Origin of the sequence: Pseudomonas sp. DVZ6, from assembly GCF_024259445.1 — a bacterium.
Lineage (GTDB): Bacteria > Pseudomonadota > Gammaproteobacteria > Pseudomonadales > Pseudomonadaceae > Aquipseudomonas > Aquipseudomonas peradeniyensis.
The window spans coordinates 75,899-93,807 of sequence record NZ_JANCLM010000016.1 but is presented as its reverse complement, the minus strand read 5'-3'; the positions used below and the strand labels follow the sequence as shown (position 1 = coordinate 93,807).

The 17,909-nt window shown below is 54.4% G+C and carries 19 protein-coding genes; 8 read left to right on the top strand and 11 right to left on the bottom strand.

From position 1 onward, the window contains the following. Nucleotides 1-83: 83 nt before the first annotated feature. From NMG10_RS11790 to NMG10_RS11765, 6 genes are all read right to left on the bottom strand, one after another. Nucleotides 84-851 (bottom strand): hypothetical protein, encoded by a 768-nt coding sequence (locus NMG10_RS11790; protein WP_254464395.1) that lies wholly within the window; start codon nt 849-851, stop codon nt 84-86. Nucleotides 852-1,074: 223 nt separating this feature from the next. Continuing rightward, complete coding sequence (locus NMG10_RS11785) at nt 1,075-1,674, bottom strand: hypothetical protein (protein ID WP_254464394.1); 600 nt, start codon at nt 1,672-1,674, stop codon at nt 1,075-1,077. Between the two features lie 368 nt (nt 1,675-2,042). Further along, a complete protein-coding gene (locus NMG10_RS11780) occupies nt 2,043-2,399 on the bottom strand; it encodes a hypothetical protein (RefSeq protein WP_254464393.1) in 357 nt (118 codons plus the stop codon). Nucleotides 2,400-3,412: 1,013 nt separating this feature from the next. After that, on the bottom strand, nt 3,413-4,243 hold the full coding sequence (locus NMG10_RS11775; RefSeq protein WP_254464392.1) for a Dam family site-specific DNA-(adenine-N6)-methyltransferase: 831 nt from the start codon (nt 4,241-4,243) through the stop codon (nt 3,413-3,415). Beyond that, a complete protein-coding gene (locus NMG10_RS11770) occupies nt 4,240-5,151 on the bottom strand; it encodes a hypothetical protein (RefSeq protein WP_254464391.1) in 912 nt (303 codons plus the stop codon). The genes NMG10_RS11775 and NMG10_RS11770 overlap by 4 nt, the downstream gene beginning before the upstream one ends. A gap of 443 nt (nt 5,152-5,594) precedes the next feature. Further along, nucleotides 5,595-7,100 carry a DGQHR domain-containing protein gene (locus NMG10_RS11765; RefSeq protein WP_254464390.1) on the bottom strand — a complete coding sequence of 502 codons (1,506 nt, stop codon included), beginning with the start codon at nt 7,098-7,100 and terminating at the stop codon, nt 5,595-5,597. A 671-nt stretch (nt 7,101-7,771) separates the two neighbouring features. Here NMG10_RS11765 and NMG10_RS11760 point away from each other — a divergent pair. Next, entirely contained in the window at nt 7,772-8,002 is a 231-nt protein-coding gene (locus NMG10_RS11760) for a hypothetical protein (protein ID WP_084941597.1), read from the top strand. Nucleotides 8,003-8,166: 164 nt separating this feature from the next. Next, nucleotides 8,167-8,526: a hypothetical protein gene (locus NMG10_RS11755; RefSeq protein WP_099431251.1), complete on the top strand. Its 360-nt coding sequence runs from the start codon at nt 8,167-8,169 to the stop codon at nt 8,524-8,526. Between the two features lie 56 nt (nt 8,527-8,582). On the opposite strand, the gene NMG10_RS11750 is transcribed toward NMG10_RS11755, so the two are convergent. Continuing rightward, the gene (locus NMG10_RS11750; RefSeq protein ID WP_254464389.1) at nt 8,583-9,503 is read right to left on the bottom strand and encodes a hypothetical protein; all 921 of its coding nucleotides are present in this window, start codon (nt 9,501-9,503) and stop codon (nt 8,583-8,585) included. Nucleotides 9,504-10,205: 702 nt separating this feature from the next. On the opposite strand from NMG10_RS11750, the gene NMG10_RS11745 reads away from it, so the two are divergent. Then, nucleotides 10,206-10,436, top strand: coding sequence for a hypothetical protein (locus tag NMG10_RS11745; protein ID WP_028689879.1), 231 nt, complete (start codon nt 10,206-10,208; stop codon nt 10,434-10,436). A gap of 161 nt (nt 10,437-10,597) precedes the next feature. Next, nucleotides 10,598-11,566 (top strand): LysR family transcriptional regulator, encoded by a 969-nt coding sequence (locus NMG10_RS11740; protein WP_254464388.1) that lies wholly within the window; start codon nt 10,598-10,600, stop codon nt 11,564-11,566. Nucleotides 11,567-11,585: 19 nt separating this feature from the next. Here NMG10_RS11740 and NMG10_RS11735 read toward each other — a convergent pair whose 3' ends face one another. Next, nucleotides 11,586-12,047 (bottom strand): RidA family protein, encoded by a 462-nt coding sequence (locus tag NMG10_RS11735; RefSeq protein ID WP_062575164.1) that lies wholly within the window; start codon nt 12,045-12,047, stop codon nt 11,586-11,588. 259 nt (nt 12,048-12,306) lie between these two features. Between NMG10_RS11735 and NMG10_RS11730 the strand changes: the two genes are divergently transcribed. The 4 genes from NMG10_RS11730 to NMG10_RS11715 all read left to right on the top strand — a co-directional run bounded on the left by NMG10_RS11730 (nt 12,307) and on the right by NMG10_RS11715 (nt 15,161). Continuing rightward, nucleotides 12,307-12,990, top strand: coding sequence for a hydrolase (locus NMG10_RS11730; RefSeq protein WP_028689876.1), 684 nt, complete (start codon nt 12,307-12,309; stop codon nt 12,988-12,990). A gap of 163 nt (nt 12,991-13,153) precedes the next feature. Next, complete coding sequence (locus NMG10_RS11725; protein WP_254464387.1) at nt 13,154-13,537, top strand: helix-turn-helix domain-containing protein; 384 nt, start codon at nt 13,154-13,156, stop codon at nt 13,535-13,537. 158 nt (nt 13,538-13,695) lie between these two features. Then, complete coding sequence (locus NMG10_RS11720) at nt 13,696-14,115, top strand: organic hydroperoxide resistance protein (RefSeq protein ID WP_254464386.1); 420 nt, start codon at nt 13,696-13,698, stop codon at nt 14,113-14,115. Nucleotides 14,116-14,147: 32 nt separating this feature from the next. Continuing rightward, nucleotides 14,148-15,161, top strand: a complete 1,014-nt coding sequence (locus NMG10_RS11715) for an alpha/beta hydrolase (RefSeq protein WP_254464385.1) — start codon at nt 14,148-14,150, stop codon at nt 15,159-15,161. A gap of 255 nt (nt 15,162-15,416) precedes the next feature. Here the strand turns inward: NMG10_RS11715 and NMG10_RS11710 are convergent, their stop codons facing one another. From NMG10_RS11710 to NMG10_RS11700, 3 genes are all read right to left on the bottom strand, one after another. Then, nucleotides 15,417-16,013, bottom strand: coding sequence for a hypothetical protein (locus NMG10_RS11710; protein WP_274235408.1), 597 nt, complete (start codon nt 16,011-16,013; stop codon nt 15,417-15,419). Nucleotides 16,014-16,271: 258 nt separating this feature from the next. Next, nucleotides 16,272-16,973, bottom strand: coding sequence for a hypothetical protein (locus tag NMG10_RS11705; protein WP_186714187.1), 702 nt, complete (start codon nt 16,971-16,973; stop codon nt 16,272-16,274). After that, nucleotides 16,974-17,753, bottom strand: coding sequence for a MarR family transcriptional regulator (locus NMG10_RS11700; protein WP_254464384.1), 780 nt, complete (start codon nt 17,751-17,753; stop codon nt 16,974-16,976). Nucleotides 17,754-17,909: the final 156 nt, after the last annotated feature.

Sequence of the window (17,909 nt, the reverse complement as noted above, 5' to 3'; positions counted from 1 at the left end):
AACCTTTCAGTTTTATGCTTCTACCCCTGCACCGTCAGAAAATAGATCTGTCACCATTTTCAATACGTCTGGTGTGGTGTCACTTACGCCAAGTGATTTTTGAGCAAGAACCAACACATATTGAGCGCAAATGACCGCCCGAGCCGTGCCATCTGATCTTCGGGAATCCCGACTGGCCGATGAGCGCCTGGGCTTAAAAATCCGAATACACCAGCAAGTCCCTTCTCCTCCTCAACTGTGATCTCACCACTTGTGCGTAAAAATTGGATAACCATCCCCCATTTTGAAGGATCGTAGGGAGGTGGGTTCGTCATCCGTGAAGCTACATGAGCGGCGATATCGACTGCCAGTGTTTCAAGTGCCACTCGCGCATTCACGAGAGAAGCGTTGAAATCAGGCGGCGTCGCACGAAATGCAGAGGCTGAATCATTAATCCGCGCAATAATGTCGTTTTTGCGAGGAGCCCCTGAGTTTTGAAGCTCCAAGATCAGATCGTCTTCTATCGGTGGTGCGCTGGTGATGGACGGGTCTCCTTTAATGAGCGTCTTGTTGGTTACGATGTAACCATCCAGCAACAGGCATTGCGTAAGGTCATGCATACGCTCGTCAAAGCGATATTTTGGGTTGACCCTTGCACGCAGATCGCCTGGGGTTGCTATGACCTCGGCAAGTACTTGCATGATGCACCGCTCGTCGAGCGAACGCAGAATGTTTAGTAAAGCTGACAGCAAATGGTCATGTGGCAGTGAAAGATGCTGAACCCCATACTTGCTTAAGAGAACAGCTGAAACGGTTGGGGGTTGCAGTTCTAAAAACTGTGCAAACGAATGACGTGCTCGAAGTCCAATCATGTTGCTGCTTCCTTTTTCTTTCGTGTCGTAGCTGCATTGGTAAAGCGCTCAATGACTGTACCCGGCCAGCCTGACTGGGCAATGAGCGATTTCCTCCTTATTCATTGTGGCTCAGCGTCTCACGGGTTTCTGGAAACGCAAGGCCATTATCGGGCCGGCCGGCTCGTACCACCAGTCTATTCTCAGACCACGTGCAACCATACTGTCTTTTTCACTGAGCAGCTTAGCGGGTAGTCTTGCCGGTGCTGACGTCCAGATAGACCTTGTTGCTATTGGTCATGCCGCCACAGTAAGTGAAGTAGACATTGGGCCCTTGACTGATGGACTTCATCCATCCACCCATCTCCAGGAAGTCACCCGCTGTGCAGGTGCGGGCATCGATCAACTTCCGGGCCGCGGTGGCGAACTGTGCCTGGTGCAGGCGGAAATCGTCTGATTCTTTGACCAGTTCCGCGTCCCCGCTGACGCCTTCTGACGGATCTGCTGGGCGTTCGGAACTGAGCTGCTTGGATAAAACCCACTCCGCGAAGTCCCCATCTACGATGCCGTTGGCCTGGGTGCAAGCTTTGTTTCCACGTTTAACATATTGGCTATTGCCGAATGAATTGCAGGATGCCGAGTAGGGCTTGCTGATGCGGCTCCATATCCCATTGACCTCGAACACGGTGACGCCCTCTCTGAACATCAGCTGGCCGACAGATCCACACTCTTCCGAGGGGCAGGTTCTTCGTTCCAAGCGATCTGAGGTAACCCAGAGTTTGGACTCAGCCAGGGCAGAGGCCGCGCCGGCGGCCAGAGCAGCCCCTACAACCAGTGCCTGCATTGGAGTTCGAATACTTCCTTTTGCTTGTCTCACCACATCTTTCCTTGTTTTTCCTTAGTTGATGATGTTCCAGATGATCCGTGCATTCCTACCAGTTAATAGACTAAAGCCAAGTAGCAAGCAAAGGAAGAAAGCCTTCACGCTTTCTCATTTTCTGGCGGCTGTTATCAGTGGTTTTGCTGGAGGGCCCGTCCTTGACGCCCCTGATCAAGACAGCGGATGATAGATTCATATCAATTGAAAAATCATAAGTGGCGTGCCTAGCCGATCTCGCACCAACTTTTACCCCCCCCACTGGCTATCCAGCTGGAAGCGGTCTTGAATCGCAAGGTCTCGAAAGAGAACACTCTTCATGCTCGTTTCCGTGACTACTGCGTGTCTTTCAAAAAGATGTAGATAGCGGCCTGAACGACGATATTTTCAGTGTTTTCAACACCGTCAAACTCGTCTTTAGTGAACATCAGTGGGTAGGGGGTATGAGCATTTCCACGTGTTGTGTAGAGCCCCTCGTAGCGCCACGATCCTGCGTACTCTTCCGGCGTACTTACGTGCAAAAAATTAGCGCCGCGCAGAAAGTCTGCAATACCAACTATCTGATTGGTGAAAATTGCAAGCCCTTTTCCTTCATTGCGAATTATCAGCTTTCCATTCGCATTCAAGAGGCCCTCGACTGTGGATAAGTTGAAATTTTTGGTTTTCAGAGCAACCCAGTTGTCTTGTGTCATGATTTCAAGTTCCGTTAACTGATGATGTCCCTTATGATCCGGGCGAGGCCAAGACCCGAATAGCCTTCGCTATAGCCGTGCTCAACATCTATTTTATGCTGATCCAGCGCTTTTCGTATCCGCAGCTTCACGCCTTTTGAGCCACTAGGCGACCCTACAAGGGCGCCTTTTCTTTTGCCCAATCGATCATGATTTCACCGACTTTGGTTCCTCGTGGGGTGGGCTGGGGCGTCCAGGTCACTACCGAGTCATGGTATCCGAGTACGCGATCTCCCTCGCGTGGTTCTAGCGTTAGCATCCCGTCTAGCGTTCGCAGCAGTGTGATGCGCTTTTTAGCCGCTAGAGGATGATTGGCGTCGTGGTAGATCTCGGTGCCCCTTGCAATGAGTGAGGCGATGAAAGCCGCCAGCTGATCCGGGCTTTTGATCCCCTTTGCGTAGAAACGCTTTCTTGCCATGCCCGATGTGCAGGAGTTTCATGGCCACTTGTTCGACCGCCCTTGCCCTGGTGGTGCTGGCCGACCTTGACGTAAACCCTGGCCTCAGCGAGGTTGAGGCTCATGGCTGAAATTGGAGGGATCACGCCAAAGACGAGGCCGCCTGTGGGGGGCTCCACGAGGCCGGCTGGCTTCATCCTAAAATGGGGATGGAGTGGTGACTGCGGCGGCTCCGTTGCTTGCCGCTATGGTTAAGGAAAATTGGAGATAGGGCTCCTCAGAGAACATTTACCGAGTGTTTCCCTGTGGTGCTTCCTCGCCCATGTGCATCTGATTAGCCCGTGCGATTCGATTGCCTATGAATTGCAGAGGGAGAAAATAAATCCGTCCCCATTTTGTTTCATTTTGTTCAAGTTTAGATCACTAAAGCAGTCCGGAAAATTGCCGAACACATCATTTTCGTCCAGTGCGGTGATGTGCTCGGTTCCTAGCATTCCTTTAGAGTATCCTGCCTATTCCTCCTCGCTCGCTCGGACGAATAGAAGTGGCTTGTTGAAGGCTCAGGTCGTTGGTATGTCTACTCTGATGTTGTTTGAAAGTGATTGTGATTGGTTATAAATAACTCTGCGTATTTCCCTCTACGGTCAGACGAAGCAGCGATTACGCTGGTGCGGTCTAGGGATAGCAAATCAAAAGAGTTATAAAGTTCCATGACTGCCGGATGATAGGCGTTTGTAGAGACAATGTGGCTGCCTCGTTCGGATGCCCGGAGCAAGGCAGCACTCAAACGTTCCTGATCCTGCCAGCTAAAAATCTTTTCATTATATTTAACGAATCCATTCATGTTGTGCTTAACGGTATAGGGAGGATCTGCAAAAATAAGATCGCCAGCGCCGGCTTGATCTATGGTTTCTTCAAAATCGCAGTATTTTATATTGGCGGTGTTAAGTAGTTTTGACACCGATGAAAAGTCATCGGTGTCAAGAATAACGTTTTTCTTTGTTCCAATTGGAACATTAAAGTCTCCGTTAAGATTTACTCGGTAAAGTCCGTTCCAGCAAGTTCTGTTAAGGTATATGAATTTCGCAGCCCGAGTATGCGGTAATCTTGGTTTTGAAGCTCGAACTTTGTAGTAATATTCTTTGCAGTGGCTTCGGTGATGCATTTTTAATGTGCTGTAAACGAGCGCCCAGTCGTCTCGAATTGCGGTATAAGCCTCAATGAGATCTGGATTTAAATCAGAAAGAAAAGCCTGCTTTGGCGAAAGTGAGAAAAATACCGCACCACTTCCAAGAAATGGCTCAAAATATCGATTAAATTTCTCTGGAAAACACCCTAAGTGTTTTTCAACAAGCCACCTTTTTCCACCGGCCCATTTAAGGAACGGTTGAACAATTTCTTGAGTCACGCGATTCCCCATAAAGCTACCTTTTCCATCCGTGACAGACTTTCCAGGTCCGTAGGAATTTTCGAGTTGAAGAAGAACCAGCTGTCTGAGTTGGCGGGGTTTTTAACTAGGCAGTCACTGAACTCTTCAAGAGAGACGGCAGTGTCTGCCCAGAGATCCTTGACCTCTTCAGTGGTGGTGACGGATAAAGTGCTATCCCAAAGCCCAGACGCCTCGCTCGTGCGTACCCACCAAAATGCTAAATCATCTGCGGTAAGGCTGGCTTTTCTTAACAATGATCTCACTGAAGCTGTTGCTAGACGCAGTAGCAGATAAGCGCGCGACATAACTTCCTGGTACTGAAGAGGGTCATGTGTCGCTGAATTAGATTGAGCAAGTTGCATTACTAATAAATCATCTGGGAAAATATCACGCATGAAAAATTCAATGATTTCATCGTTGCCAGCCCCCATGGCGATACAGGTTTCCATCATTTTTTCCTGCAGGGCAGCTTTCGCCTGATCTGGCGTGTGTGTTGGATCTTTGAATTTTGCTTCAAATATTCCCTCCAATGTTGATCGAACGAGGTACTTATCAAGTAGCTCGAATGACGAACCACCGGGTTCAGAGCTGAGCCATAGTTCACGAAGCCAGGGCTCTATGCTTTGGGGGCTGTGACGTGCCTTGGCATGGTTAAAGTCGACACCGTATGAGACCTCATTTCGCGTGGTACGGTCTGCAGAGAATGAACTAAGGTCTATTCCCCATTTAGTCACCCAATCTATCCCTACCAAGCTAGGGGTGGATGTACCTTGAAAGGAAACTATCCAGCTGTCCAATGGCTGGCCAAATGCCTGTATCTCCGCACCAATAAGACCACCTGAATGGGAAGTCTTACTCCACTCTTCAAGTGCGTCCCATGCGATCATGTGTGTGCCTCTCGTGCTAAGTCTATGCACTTGCTCAGATGAGTCCACAACCACATGCTGATGGCTATAAATTCCGATTCCATGACAAGCAAGAATGGATAGCGAAGATCGAAGCTCTGCATAATATGCTAAGTGTCTAGCGATGGAGTCTTCTGCTCTAAAAGCTGCTCGCAATGCTTGTGCCAAATATGACCATCCGTCATAAACGTGAAGAATGGATGATACAGATATCGACTCGACCAACTCAGGGTCGTTGATTGGTGATGAGGCGCCAGACATTAAGTTTTTTACCGAGTTGGCCACCCCGACTTGGTATGCATTTGCGTTGCCCAAGAATGAGTCAGTCGCAAAATTAGCTGATGCACGGCTTAGCGCATTCCCGATGCTAGCAGGTGACGCTAAGCTAAATTTTGCTGTCTCGGCAGGTAACATTCCATTGTTCCTTAGAATTTCATTACAGCCGTCGCTGCGGCTGAGATCTCGCTGAATTCGGTTTGCTCAGAAATATGCTGCAAAATCATCCGCTTCAGATCTACATAGCCGCCACTTCCTTTGAAGCCCTTCCGGATGGTTACTTGGTCACCGACGAGTCCGGGAGCCGTGGAAGTACGCCAGTCAAACGAAGCCAAGCTTTTAGCTAACTCGGAGATGATTCGAGCAATTGGCAGCGTGTTTATGTTTTCAAGTTCTTTTGAAATTATTTCTTCAGAGCAGTTACCATACTCGTCTACAGGATGCCATTCATAAAGGCTCCACTCAGAAAGGTGGCTGATGAATATGTCGTTCACCACTAACCATAGGGCTCTAATCCCTTGGTCGGTATTGAGAAAGGTCTTTTTGCCAAACATTGCGGGCTCGAAGTCCGGATCAAGAAGATCTTGGGAGTGATCTTCTCTAAGAACTTTTGCCCACTCGCCACCTGTAGATGATATCGCTTGCTTTAACTTCATTCCTACGTATATTAGAAAGGCAGCTTGCTGTGATCGATTCCAAGGCAATACTTCGCTGCTGGCATTTTTAATTTCGCCGAACAATCCGCCGGAATGCTTTTTGGCATCTACGGGCTTTATAAATGAGCTGATTATAGTCCTAATCCATGCGGCCTGGCGTACATAGGGATTATTTGGCGTGGCGAGCATGTCAATTTTATTTTTCCAAGGACTGTCAGGATGAATCCAAAGAGTCTCAACTAGCTCTTGGGCTCGCGCTTCTTTGTAGACCTTGTGTCCTTCTTTTTCGAGCCAGTCTTCTGCTCGAAGTAAGGGGTACATGTCGAAAGCTAGGCTTGTATTGATCTTGACCGGCTTTATGTTAATCGACCAGAAGAGGTAAGCCTGCCAGCTTATATCTAGACCGTGAAATGCGATTACGGGCATCTCAAAATCAGGAGCGAAATTCGGGTCGTCGAAAGCCCACAGTCGGTGTTGTCCGTCGATTACTTCAACGGGAGCAATCCCGTTAGGCTCCCAGTCATCAGATAGCATTCTTTCCTGAAGAACTAACTCGGCAAAATTTCCTTGAGTACTGTTTATCTCGATGATGTCGTCGGCCGATACTTTTTTCCCCATGCGAAGGTCATCTGCTTTCAAAATATTGATGACAATGCCGGTTGGAAGCCAGCCTGGCTTTCGAAGAGTCTCGTGCTCTCCTGACTCCTGATTATGTTTGGTCAGGTCACAATATGGATATCCATATTTAACGAACTCTTTAATGTTCTCGGATCGCTTTTTGTCATGGCGACGCTGAATTCCTAGGTCTTCCGTTCGCGGCGTACTACCATCCGCTTGACGCCGATAGATTGCAGAAAGTCTTCGCAGATCACCAGCTTTCATGGATAGAACCATAAAGTTTGCGGGCGGTTGTTCTCTGTGTTGGGTTTCATCCCAATGAACTTTCTCCCACTCGGGCAGCCATTGGTGAACTTTCAAAGCTGGAATTCGCGTTTTCATAAATATCCTAAAAATCGACAATATCCTTTGTCCGGCGGGCATTATTCCAAAATCCCAATTTTTGCGCTATGGATATCGTTACCATCTATCCGTGAGCGACAATTTCTTGGGGCGAAAGCGTCAGTTTATTGGCGGGCGCTTGCTTTTTGGCCAGCTCAACCACTTCCACATCCCTTGTGGCCTTGAGTAAGACGAGGACAGGGCGTATCCGCGCTTCATTCTAGCGGTTGCTGACGCAGAGAGGAGCCGCACCGTCACTCTGGTCGAGGGCCGCGTTGATGGTTGTCAGTGAGAGTCGTTCGTTGCGTTGACTCAACCTGAAGTGCCTTCCTCCCTCGATGCGTGATCGGTGTTACTCGGTAGGCTGGCCCACCTCCTGGAAGACGTTATGACACAGTCAGCTAAGTAGAGCCGGTTGGCCGTGTGGAACAGCTTTCTAAAACCGATGAGCCTTGAATTCATTACGCGAGCATAGAGGGGGGCTGAGCGACTTGGTTGTGTAGAGTGGCAAATCATGGGTGCCTACACCTGAAACACTTACCTATGCCACTGTTACACTCAGCGATAGGACCTTTCTCTAGAAAATGCATTAAATTCAATGACTTAATGCTTATGAAATCTTGAAGCACCTGCAACCCATGCAACTCCTCCCTCCCGCGTCCGGGTGCCCCATGCCTGACCATGAACGCCTATCTACTCTCCAGAGCTACGTCTGGACCCTCGAACTGCTCGGCGAGGCGCTGGTCCAGCATGACGAGGTACTGGAGTGCGAGCACAACCCGCAACTGAGCTTCCGCAACACGGCCGGCATCCACCAGGCGATCCGGATCATCAGCCGGTTGGCCAGCGAGCAGTTCGGCAAGCTGGAGGCGATGAAAGAGGTGTGTGTTTCTGGAGACTGATGCCACGCATCATCGGGGCCGCGTTGCGGCCCTAATGCGTGGCGTGCCCTGATCGGGCACCACGTGATCCGTCGCGGCAAAGCCTTGCTACTAAAGTCTGGCTTGATTCGCTCTGGTGTCGAGTGATACCAAAATAATATCACTCGTAAGCTAGGAAGCTTGAAATGTCCGTCACCTTTGCAACCACCAAGCCACAAGCGTTGCTTGATGCCTTCAAAAAGCGTGTTAATCAGGATGAGCAGAAAGACAAGATCACGACCTGGGAGGAGAACAAACAAGGCAATTTCACGCACAAGGCCGCGCAAGTGGCTAAGCAAGCCTATATGTGTCCGAGCGTGGGCGACAACGTTTTGATCTTCAATATCCGCGCGCCAAAGGACGAGCCTATCAGTGATTACGTCTATGCGTATTATCACGGCCATTTGACTGAAACCTTCATTACTCATTTCAAAAGCTATTTCAGCACGGCTAGCAGCACCGCTGCGCAAGCAAAGGGCGACAACATTAAGGGTGAGTATAAGTGACTAAGTAGGTGTGGGCCTGTCCCGTGACAGGCCCATCTGTCCCCTTTGACTGATCATCATTCAGGCATTAACAACTCATTGTACTTGGCAGGTACAAGCGCAATCTCCCCCCAAGCCAAATCTGTGGCAGCTAAGCCTATGCCGCTTTCTACGATAGTCCCGAAAAACATCACGATGCGACCTTTAGAGTTATCAGTAATCCCTTTGTCTCGGCAAAAGCCGTTGGGGAGTTTTACATAAAAGTCTTTCACGGCGGGATTGCAAGCAAGCTTTGTCATACGGGTGGAATTGTCGTAACTACCCGCGTTACGGCTGCTGATTATCTTCCCGTAGTACAAACGCGGGGCGCGGGCCCCTTCCAAAATGTCGTATTCAACATCAGCCACGTCTGTAAGGAGCTCTGCCAGCTTCACTGCGTGCGTGGCCATTGGGAGGAAGAAGTATTTATCTTTGTTTTTTTCAAAATTCCGACAGATTCCTGCAATTGTAGTAATGGTGCTTGGTAGCTCGAAGGACTCCCCTTGGTGCCTTCCAATGGGCGTCTGTGACGGCGGACCTTCAACGTCCTCGACGGGAGTTTCGTCGTACTCGCTACCGTGGACCAATCTAATCTCTGGTTTTTCTTGCAAAAACTCTTTTACGATCGCCAAATTTTCATGTTCGATTGCCCGTTTCGCTTCTTCCCATGTGTCATACCGCTTGCCTACTGGTTTTTTTGCCCGAAGCAAGCAGGCGATGTGCTGCCAGCGCTGAAGGTGGCGGTAGAAGGGATCGCGCTGGTTAGTGAAGAGATCCTTCTCCTTGGGCGTTCGCTCAACGTTGGTGTAGCAGCCTGGGCAGAATAAGTTGCCCATCATCTCTTCTTCGTACTCATCTGGTGCCACTCGGCGGCTCGCTTTTAGTGCTTCGCGATTACCGCCATCGAAACTCCAACCAGGCAGGTGATGGGCGTAGGGGATTTTTCTCTTGGCAGACATTGGATTTCATCCTTGATTTAGCTTGATGCCAAATAGCCATACCTTTAGGCGAAATTCAATACTTCCTTGCCGTCAGGTTTCGGCACCCTGAAGCCAAACTGTCTCACCTATACAAACCGGGCTCGCTGGGCTGGCGCCTCGGCTCAGTGCGATATCAATGGCAGCTATACGCGGAAGACCTTCTGGTCTGCCGGGTTATCTTTTCCTCGGTTCGCCAATCTGCTTACAGCTGCCATCCAGCCCCTTCGTGCAAGCCATTTCCTACGTTTCCCATCGCCATTTCCTAACCCCAAGAACCTTGCACTAGAAGCCCCCAAGGAATAAATTCCCTACCAGTCGCGGCAAATTCCGCGACCGGGTTTGGCGACCCGGATAAACTTGGCGCAGCAGCGCCCCACACGATTGCAGGCGCTTTTTTTGCGTCCGCAGCCTCGTGCCATGGCGGCTGTGCGCGGGAGACCTTCGGGTCTGCCGGGTTCCAAGTTCCCGGTTCGCCAACCTGCGTACAGCTGCCACCCATTGTTTGGCGACAGTGCGTGGTGGTTCCAACCTAACTTGGAGTCTCATGCATGACCATCACACGTCTGTACAGGATCCTCGCATCCGCTCTCCGCCGCCCAACCCCCGCAGCCACCCCATCCCCAACCTTCTACCCGATCGACAGCCAGTCCCTCGCCACCCGCGCCAACCGGGAGGTGCCCCATGCCTGACCATGAACGCCTGTCTACCCTCCAGAGCTACGTCTGGACCCTCGAACTACTCGGCGAGGCGCTGGTCCAGCACGACGAGGTGCTGGAATGCGAGCACAACCCACAACTGAGCTTCCGCAACACGGCGGGAATCCACCAGGCGATCCGAATCATCAGCCGGTTGGCCAGCGAGCAGTTCGGCAAGCTGGAGGCGATGAAGGACGAGAGTGTTTCCGAAGACTGATGCCACGCATCATCGGGGCCGCGTTGCGGCCCTACTGCGTGGCGTGCCCTGATCGGGCGCCACTTGCACCACCCCGTCTTCAACCACTCGCCAGAACAATATGGCTGCTTCACCCACCCCCATCTCGTATCATCAGCGCCTTCGCATCCGGAACGAACTGTGTGAAATCGCCAACTGGAAAAGCGCCAACTGCCGCTGATGGGCCGAAGTGGGACGTCGCCGAGGCTGTCAATCAGCTCTCGTGGGACGACTTGCGCATCATCAAGACGCTCAGTGATTGCGGCAATCGTGCGGCGACGGCCAAGAAGCTTGGCATCAATGTCTCCACCGTTTCGCGCCGGGTTGCCCAGGTCGAGCGAACGCTCGGTATCGCGCTGTTCGACCACCGCAAGTCAGGCTACCTGCTCACCGCCGAGGGCGCGGAATTGCGAGCACTCGCCGAGCGCGTGGAGCTGGATATCGTCAGCGTCACGCGGCGTGTTTCACGTTCTGGCCAAGGCCCGCTGGGCAAACTTCGCATCACCACCAGCGACTCGCTGCTGCTGTACTTTTTCACCCCCATCATCGCGGACTTCAAGGCCCTGAACGAGGGGATCAGCCTCGAGGTGCTGGTGGGCAATGAAACCCTCAGCCTCGCCCGGGATGAATCGGATATCGCCATCCGGGCGACGAGAAAACCTGCGGAGAGCCTGGTGGGCCGTAAACTGGCGAACATTGCCTGGGCACCGTACTGCAGCACCAAGCAGGTGACCGCCGAGCCCCTGTTCGCAGAGGGGCAGGCATGGGTGTCCTACTCGGCGGCGCTCTGTGGTTTGAGGGCGACAAGCTATGTCGAAAGCAGGGTCGCCGCTGAGCGCATTGCCTACCGCACCGATTCTGTTGCAGCCGCAAGCGTCGCCATCGCGGCGGGCCTGGGGTATGGATTCCTGCCCTGCATGCTGGGCGACATCACCCCGGGGTTGGTACGCGCAGGCCCGGTGGTGCCAGAGCTTCAGGACGAGTTGTGGCTGCTGACGCACCAGGACATTCGCAAGTCGTGGCGCGTCAAGGCATTCATGACCTTCTGCGCCGCTGCCGTGGCCAGTCAAAAGCCCTTGGTCGAGGGGCAGTTGGTACTCCCGGTCAGCTGATCGCAACCGGGAGTGCAGCTTAGATTTCCCGGGCGCCAATCACGGCCTTGCAGGCGATCTCGATCAATTGCGGGCGCTGGGCAAGCCTCGACACCCCAATGATATTGCTCGCGCACTGAGGCCGCTCAGTGCCATAGGCCGCCTTGCGCACTTTGCCGACCACCGCGAAGGCAGCGTCCATATCCAGTACATAAAGCGTTTCCTCGACAACGTCTTGCAGCGTCGCGCCATACAAGGCGAGCAGCTTTGAGATGTTGTCGTAGGCGACTTGCATCTGCTCGCCCATCGACGAGAAATCACTGGGCTTGCCGTCGGCATTCAGCGGCGCCGGGGCCAGCAGATTGCCGGCCTCGTCATGGTTGAACTGGCCTGATACGTAGATCTCGTTGCCTACCCGCCGTGCCTGCGGATAGCCATACGCCTCCTCCCAGGAAACGCCCCAGTAGGCGGTCTGCTTGTTGAACGGTTGTGAAGCTGCCATTGCATTCTCCTGCACATGACGGACCGGCTTGATCCGAATGGAACGGCGAATGCTAGCAGCGCGACCGCGTATTCAATGGCGCAAAAATGAGCCGGTGGAGGCGCAAAAGTGCGCCACCGAGAGGCGCTTTGTTTCGTTATCTTTTGCTCGTCCTCAAGCAACGACGCTGAGGAGCGTACTCGTGGCTACGGTAGTGCCCGCAACGTGCGGGCCCCGAAACGGGTGCGATCGAACTTCATCAAATTGAAAGGAAACAACAATGAGCAATCCTAAGACTGAAGTCCTGACCCCGTTCAACAGCCAACTGATCTTCATCGATCAGCAGCCACAGATGGCCTTCGGCGTTCAGAGCATCGACCGGCAAACGCTGAAGAACAACACCGTTGGCCTGGCCAAGGCCGCGAAGATTTTCAATATCCCCACCACCTTCACCACGGTCGAGACGCAAAGCTTCTCGGGCCACACCTACCCCGAGCTGCTCGCGGTGTTCCCCGACGCGCCGCTGCTGGAGCGCACCTCGATGAACTCCTGGGATGACCAGAAGGTGCGCGACGCCCTCAAGCGTAATGGCCGCAACAAGATCATCGTCTCCGGCTTGTGGACCGAGGTCTGCAACGCCACCTTCGCCCTGTCGGCAATGAACGATGCCGGCTATGAAATCTATATGGTCGCCGACGCCTCCGGCGGCACCACCAAGGAAGCCCACGATTACGCCATGCAGCGCATGATCCAGGCCGGCGTGGTGCCGGTGACCTGGCAGCAGGTGCTGCTGGAATGGCAGCGGGATTGGAAGAACCGCGACACCTACGACGCTGTGATGGAGCTGGTGAAGGAACATTCCGGTGCCTATGGCATGGGCGTCGACTACGCCTACACCATGGTGCACAAGGCGCCTGAGCGCGTTCAGCATGGCCCCACCTTGGCGCCTGTTGCTGCTGTCTGAGCCATCGCCAGCCCCTGCCCTGGGGGCTGTTCACTGACGTGCGAAGGGTGCGCAGTGGGCTGATCCGAATCAACGAGCCTGGCCTGGAACCTCTAGGGTTTCCAGCGCCCAGCGCTGTTCGCGTCAGGCGCTCGCATCCTGCTACCTGGATTGATGGGTGTGTATGAACAAGGACAACTCTACCGTGCTGGCGACGCTGACACTGGCTTCGACAGGGCAGCTCAAATCCTGGCAGTTGAGAACGGCCAAACAGCTGATGCTGGAGAGGCTGGATACCTGCGTATCAGTGACTGAAATCGCCGAAGCGTGCGCATTGTCGCGTAGTCACTTCTCACGCATGTTCAAGGAAAGTACCCGGATGTCCCCGCAACAATGGTTGCGTGAACAGCGGGTGATGAAGAGCAGGGAGCTATTGAAGACTTCCACGATGTTGCTGGCGGAGATCGCGCTGGAATGCGGCTTCTGCGATCAATCGCACTTCTGCCGCACTTTCGTGAAGGCTGAAGGCATGACACCAAAGGCTTGGCAGCAACAAGCCATTGCCTGAGGTGTAACCCCCTTGCAAACCAATTTGTTACAGCGACAGATTATTTCTTAAAACATTGCGCACTAAATTATTGCGCAGCAACTGATTGCGAGTTGTTGGCGTACAAACAGTGAAATCGCCAACAGCATGCCCCGAAGACATTAAAAGTGAGGAAAGCCATGGACGTTCTCTACACCGCAGTCGCCACCGCAACCGGTGGTCGCGATGGCCGAGCCATCTCCAGCGACAAGCACCTCGACGTGAAACTGGCCACGCCGAAGGAATTGGGCGGTGCCGGTGGTGATGCCACCAACCCTGAACAACTGTTCGCCGCGGGTTACTCGGCCTGCTTCATCGGTGCGCTGAAGTTCGTCGCCGGCCAGCGCAAACGCAGCATTCCGGCCGACGCCTCGATCACTGCACAGGTCGGCATTGGCCAGATCCCAGGCGGCTTTGGCCTGGATATCGACCTGCACATCAACCTGCCAGGCCTGGAGCACGCCGATGCACAAGCGTTGGTGGAGGCGGCCCACCAGGTGTGCCCTTACTCCAACGCCACCCGTGGCAACGTCGATGTCCGTCTGCACGTCACCGTCTGACTTGCCGCCTAAACAGAACCAGGGGATTTGAAATGAACGTTTTGACCAAGACCCTCGCGGGCTCGCTCCTTGCCCTGTCGATCGGTAACGCATTCGCCGACGCTGGCGTCGAGCACAACACCCAGGCATTCCTCGATGCCTTGAACGCGGGCGGTGGCACACCCATCGAGCAGCTTTCGCCGAAGGATGCCCGTGCGGTGCTGAGCGGCGCCCAGGCCGGGGTGAAACTGACGCTGCCCAAGGCGGATGTCAGCGAGAAGACCATCACCGTCGATGGCCAGGCCATCCGCTTGACCATCGTGCGCCCGGCGGGTGTGAAGGGGACCTTGCCGGTGTTCATGTACTTCCACGGCGGTGGCTGGGTGCTCGGCGACTTCCCGACCCATGAGCGCCTGGTGCGCGACTTGGTCGTCGGGTCTGGGGCGGTGGCGGTGTTCGTCAACTACACCCCGTCCCCTGAGGCGCACTACCCGACGGCGATCAACCAGGCCTACGGGGCAACCCGATGGGTGGCCGAGCACGGCCAGGACATCAATGTCGACGGCAAGCGCCTGGCGGTCGCGGGCAACAGCGTCGGCGGCAACATGGCAGCGGTGGTCAGCCTGATGGCCAAGGACAAAGGCACCCCGGCCATCAAGTACCAGGTGCTGCTGTGGCCCGTGACCGACGCCAACTTCGAGACGGCGTCGTACAACCAGTACGCCGAGGGGCACTTCCTCACCCGCAACATGATGAAGTGGTTCTGGGACAACTACACCACCGACCCCAAGCAACGTGCCGAGATCTACGCCTCGCCGCTGCGCGCGACCACCGAGCAGTTGAAAGGCCTGCCGCCAGCGCTGGTGCAGACCGCGAGTGCCGATGTGCTGCGTGATGAAGGGGAAGCCTATGCTCGCAAGCTGGACCAAGCGGGCGTGCCGGTCACTGCGGTGCGCTACAACGGGATGATCCATGACTACGGCTTGCTGAATGTCGTCAGCCACGTGCCGGCGGTGCGCGCTGCAATGCTGCAGGCTGGCGAGGCGCTGAAAGTGCATTTGAAGTGAGCCCACCCAAGCCCGCAGGTGGATGCCATGAACGGGCGATCAATGCGGGAAACGAAAAAACCGCCAGTCAGTTAGCGCTTCATTGCACTTATTGGGGCTGCTTTGCAGCCCTTCGCGGGTAAACCCGCTCCTACAGGATCGCGCAAACGCTGAATCGAGCGCTGTACTTGTAGGAGCGGGTTTACCCGCGAAGGGGCGCGGAGCGCCCCCAATTGGCTTTACTGACTTGGGTCGGCAACGTATCGCCAGGCGTCCCTACCAGAACCACCCACCCCGCGCGAGTTCCTGCTCGCAACTCCGGTACTGCGCACCGAACACCGAAGCCCGGGCCTGCACCTTCTGCGACACATTCTTCAACCACGGCTTGGCGTCGTAGCTGCGGTTGCGGTAGCCGCCCCAGCCTTCGTGGTAGTTCAGGTACTGGCCATAGGCGTCCCACTTGGACACGCCGTTGACCTGCTGGCTCTTCTGCATGTACCAGCCCATGAAGTCGATCGCGTCGGCGAAGTCGTCGCGGGCGGCGCCCCAGCCGCCGGCATCGCGCTTGTAGTCGGCCCAGGTCTCGTCCTTGGCCTGGGCGTAGCCGTAGGCGCTGCTGACCCGGCCCCAGGGGATGAAGCCGAGGAAGTAATAGCGCGGCGGCAGGGCATCGTGCTTGAACGAGGACTCCTGGTACATCATCGCCATCGGCACCTGCACCGGCGCACCCCAGCGCGCCTGCATCTTCAGCGCCGCCTCGTGCCATTTCGGTTTCTCGCGGAAGATCTCGCAGAGGTTGTCGGGGTTGGCCGGGGGCTTGGTGGCGCAGCCGGCTACAGCCAGGAGAAGGGCCGGCATGGTGAGCCGAAGCATGGAGAGGGGTTCCTTGTGCGGACGCCGGGTCGCAGGGCGCTGACGCTTTATACATTCTTTTGAGACGTAGATGAATCAGCGGGCGATCACACGATTGCAGTGTGGTGGCGTAAGCCATTCGATCCCAGCCCCTGCCGTGACAAGCCTACAGCAATACTATTCATACGCGACGCTCAGGTAGCCGTTCGATATCACCCCCGACAGATAGCGGCATGTGCCTGTCAGGCGACGCTCCCTTGAGCGACCTCGTCGTGCACCTCATTTCAAGGCGGCCAGTTCATGCAAGCGTTGAAAGATCAGGCTTTCCCGGCCTGGGGTGGACCTTACGGAGTTGCTGCTCTGAACCGCATAGTCAATCCCGTCGAGTCTCAACAGTTCGGTGATCCCGGCGGCAACGTACTGCCTGAGCTCGTCTTCGGCCGCCTTGAGTTCCTGCATCAGTTCGGGGCGCCCATCGATCACGATCAGGATGTCTTCTACATCCTTGTGATAAGGGTCGTTTCCCCCTCGGCCTTTGAACGCTTCCAGTTTGGTAGCCAGGAAGTACGGGGCCCTGAATATTTTTATCTCCAAGCCACTTGGAAGTGGTTGTGTAGCGGAATGAGCCAAACCTTCGACAAACCATCTGTTGGTGTAGCCCAGGACTTCTGCGGCTGTGGGCATGATATCTACGATCACGTCGTTGAAACGAAACCGGCAATTGACGTCATCCTCGCCGGTTATTTTTATGTTTTTTGCGGCGAGCCGTTCCGTGAGGCGGGTCCATTGAACGATACCGGCCAACTCGATAACCAGGTCGACGTCCTCTGTGTAACGTATGTCATCGATGATTACCGGATCGGTAACCAACATGGCTGTTGTGCAGCCGCCCACGAATGCGACCTCATCCAGCAAGTCTTCACCAAGCCCGTGAGCGACCAACTCAAGGAGCTCGTAGTTGTGGTCAGCGCTGAAGGGCATTTACTTCAGCCCCAATCCGGCTTTGAGAATGCCTACCGCGACACTTGTTTCGCGAGGACCGCCTACACGTATTGCGTCAACCAGGGCCAGATAGTGGTACAGCGTACGGTCCTGCTTCACCGCATGGGGGACCGTCTTGTAGAGAGGCTCTATCAGCTGGCCGCGCTCGACCCCCAGTGGGTCGGGCCAGACGTAGAGGGTCTCTCCAGCACTGCGGATGCTGCGGTTCAATGCGGGAGCGGCGAAACAGGTCGGTATCCCGCGAACCAAAGCGCCTGGTCGTACGGGAAAGAAGTACTTGAGCGCGTGCTCGGCAAGCTTGAGAAGCTCACGGCGATTGACCTTCGGCAGCCCGGTAACATGGTCGTTGATCAGCAGGCCTGATTCGCGGCACCTGCCCATGGCATTTGACACTTCGCTCTTGCTCAGGCCCAGCGATGCCGAAAGCGCCCTGACTGAGTAGCGATCACTCCAGGACGAGCGCGCTGCGTCAACAGGTTCAACGGGATCGGTCCAGCCCTCCCAGCTTTCGCCCGCCATGAGGATCAAACGCGCTTCCTTGGCGACATTTGAATAGGAAAGAGCTGGCGCCGAATCAGTGTCGGGATATTCAGAGCCGCTCGGCCTCAAAAACCTTCCCGCTCGGTTGTATTCCCAGTCAGGCGCCTGCATGGCGCTCTCAACCGCGCGGTCGAGTTGCTCGTTGTCTATCAGCAAGTTCTCCTCCTGGGCATAGAGGCTCGCCATCTTGAACAGGAGCAAAATATCTTGACTCTTCATTCGAGTAAAAGTCCTGGTCGTCCACATTCCATGATTCGTGGACACTTTAGCCTCTGACTTGCTGATTATGTCAAGAGTTTTGTAACTGCCCATAGGCTGGATTCGAAAGTGATAGAGAGGGTGGGGGCGACGTTCCACGCCCATCATCTGCCACTT

What these genes read in the sequence shown, in the direction of transcription:
- NMG10_RS11790 (WP_254464395.1), bottom strand. Translation starts at nt 851, where the DNA reads ATGATTGGACTTCGAGCACGTCATTCGTTTGCACAGTTTTTAGAACTG.
- NMG10_RS11785 (WP_254464394.1), bottom strand. Translation starts at nt 1,674, where the DNA reads ATGCAGGCACTGGTTGTAGGGGCTGCTCTGGCCGCCGGCGCGGCCTCT.
- NMG10_RS11780 (WP_254464393.1), bottom strand. Translation starts at nt 2,399, where the DNA reads ATGACACAAGACAACTGGGTTGCTCTGAAAACCAAAAATTTCAACTTA.
- NMG10_RS11770 (WP_254464391.1), bottom strand. Translation starts at nt 5,151, where the DNA reads ATGATCGCATGGGACGCACTTGAAGAGTGGAGTAAGACTTCCCATTCA.
- NMG10_RS11765 (WP_254464390.1), bottom strand. Translation starts at nt 7,100, where the DNA reads ATGAAAACGCGAATTCCAGCTTTGAAAGTTCACCAATGGCTGCCCGAG.
- NMG10_RS11760 (WP_084941597.1), top strand. Translation starts at nt 7,772, where the DNA reads ATGCCTGACCATGAACGCCTATCTACTCTCCAGAGCTACGTCTGGACC.
- NMG10_RS11755 (WP_099431251.1), top strand. Translation starts at nt 8,167, where the DNA reads ATGTCCGTCACCTTTGCAACCACCAAGCCACAAGCGTTGCTTGATGCC.
- NMG10_RS11750 (WP_254464389.1), bottom strand. Translation starts at nt 9,503, where the DNA reads ATGTCTGCCAAGAGAAAAATCCCCTACGCCCATCACCTGCCTGGTTGG.
- NMG10_RS11745 (WP_028689879.1), top strand. Translation starts at nt 10,206, where the DNA reads ATGCCTGACCATGAACGCCTGTCTACCCTCCAGAGCTACGTCTGGACC.
- NMG10_RS11735 (WP_062575164.1), bottom strand. Translation starts at nt 12,047, where the DNA reads ATGGCAGCTTCACAACCGTTCAACAAGCAGACCGCCTACTGGGGCGTT.
- NMG10_RS11730 (WP_028689876.1), top strand. Translation starts at nt 12,307, where the DNA reads ATGAGCAATCCTAAGACTGAAGTCCTGACCCCGTTCAACAGCCAACTG.
- NMG10_RS11725 (WP_254464387.1), top strand. Translation starts at nt 13,154, where the DNA reads ATGAACAAGGACAACTCTACCGTGCTGGCGACGCTGACACTGGCTTCG.
- NMG10_RS11720 (WP_254464386.1), top strand. Translation starts at nt 13,696, where the DNA reads ATGGACGTTCTCTACACCGCAGTCGCCACCGCAACCGGTGGTCGCGAT.
- NMG10_RS11715 (WP_254464385.1), top strand. Translation starts at nt 14,148, where the DNA reads ATGAACGTTTTGACCAAGACCCTCGCGGGCTCGCTCCTTGCCCTGTCG.
- NMG10_RS11710 (WP_274235408.1), bottom strand. Translation starts at nt 16,013, where the DNA reads ATGCTTCGGCTCACCATGCCGGCCCTTCTCCTGGCTGTAGCCGGCTGC.
- NMG10_RS11705 (WP_186714187.1), bottom strand. Translation starts at nt 16,973, where the DNA reads ATGCCCTTCAGCGCTGACCACAACTACGAGCTCCTTGAGTTGGTCGCT.
- NMG10_RS11700 (WP_254464384.1), bottom strand. Translation starts at nt 17,753, where the DNA reads ATGAAGAGTCAAGATATTTTGCTCCTGTTCAAGATGGCGAGCCTCTAT.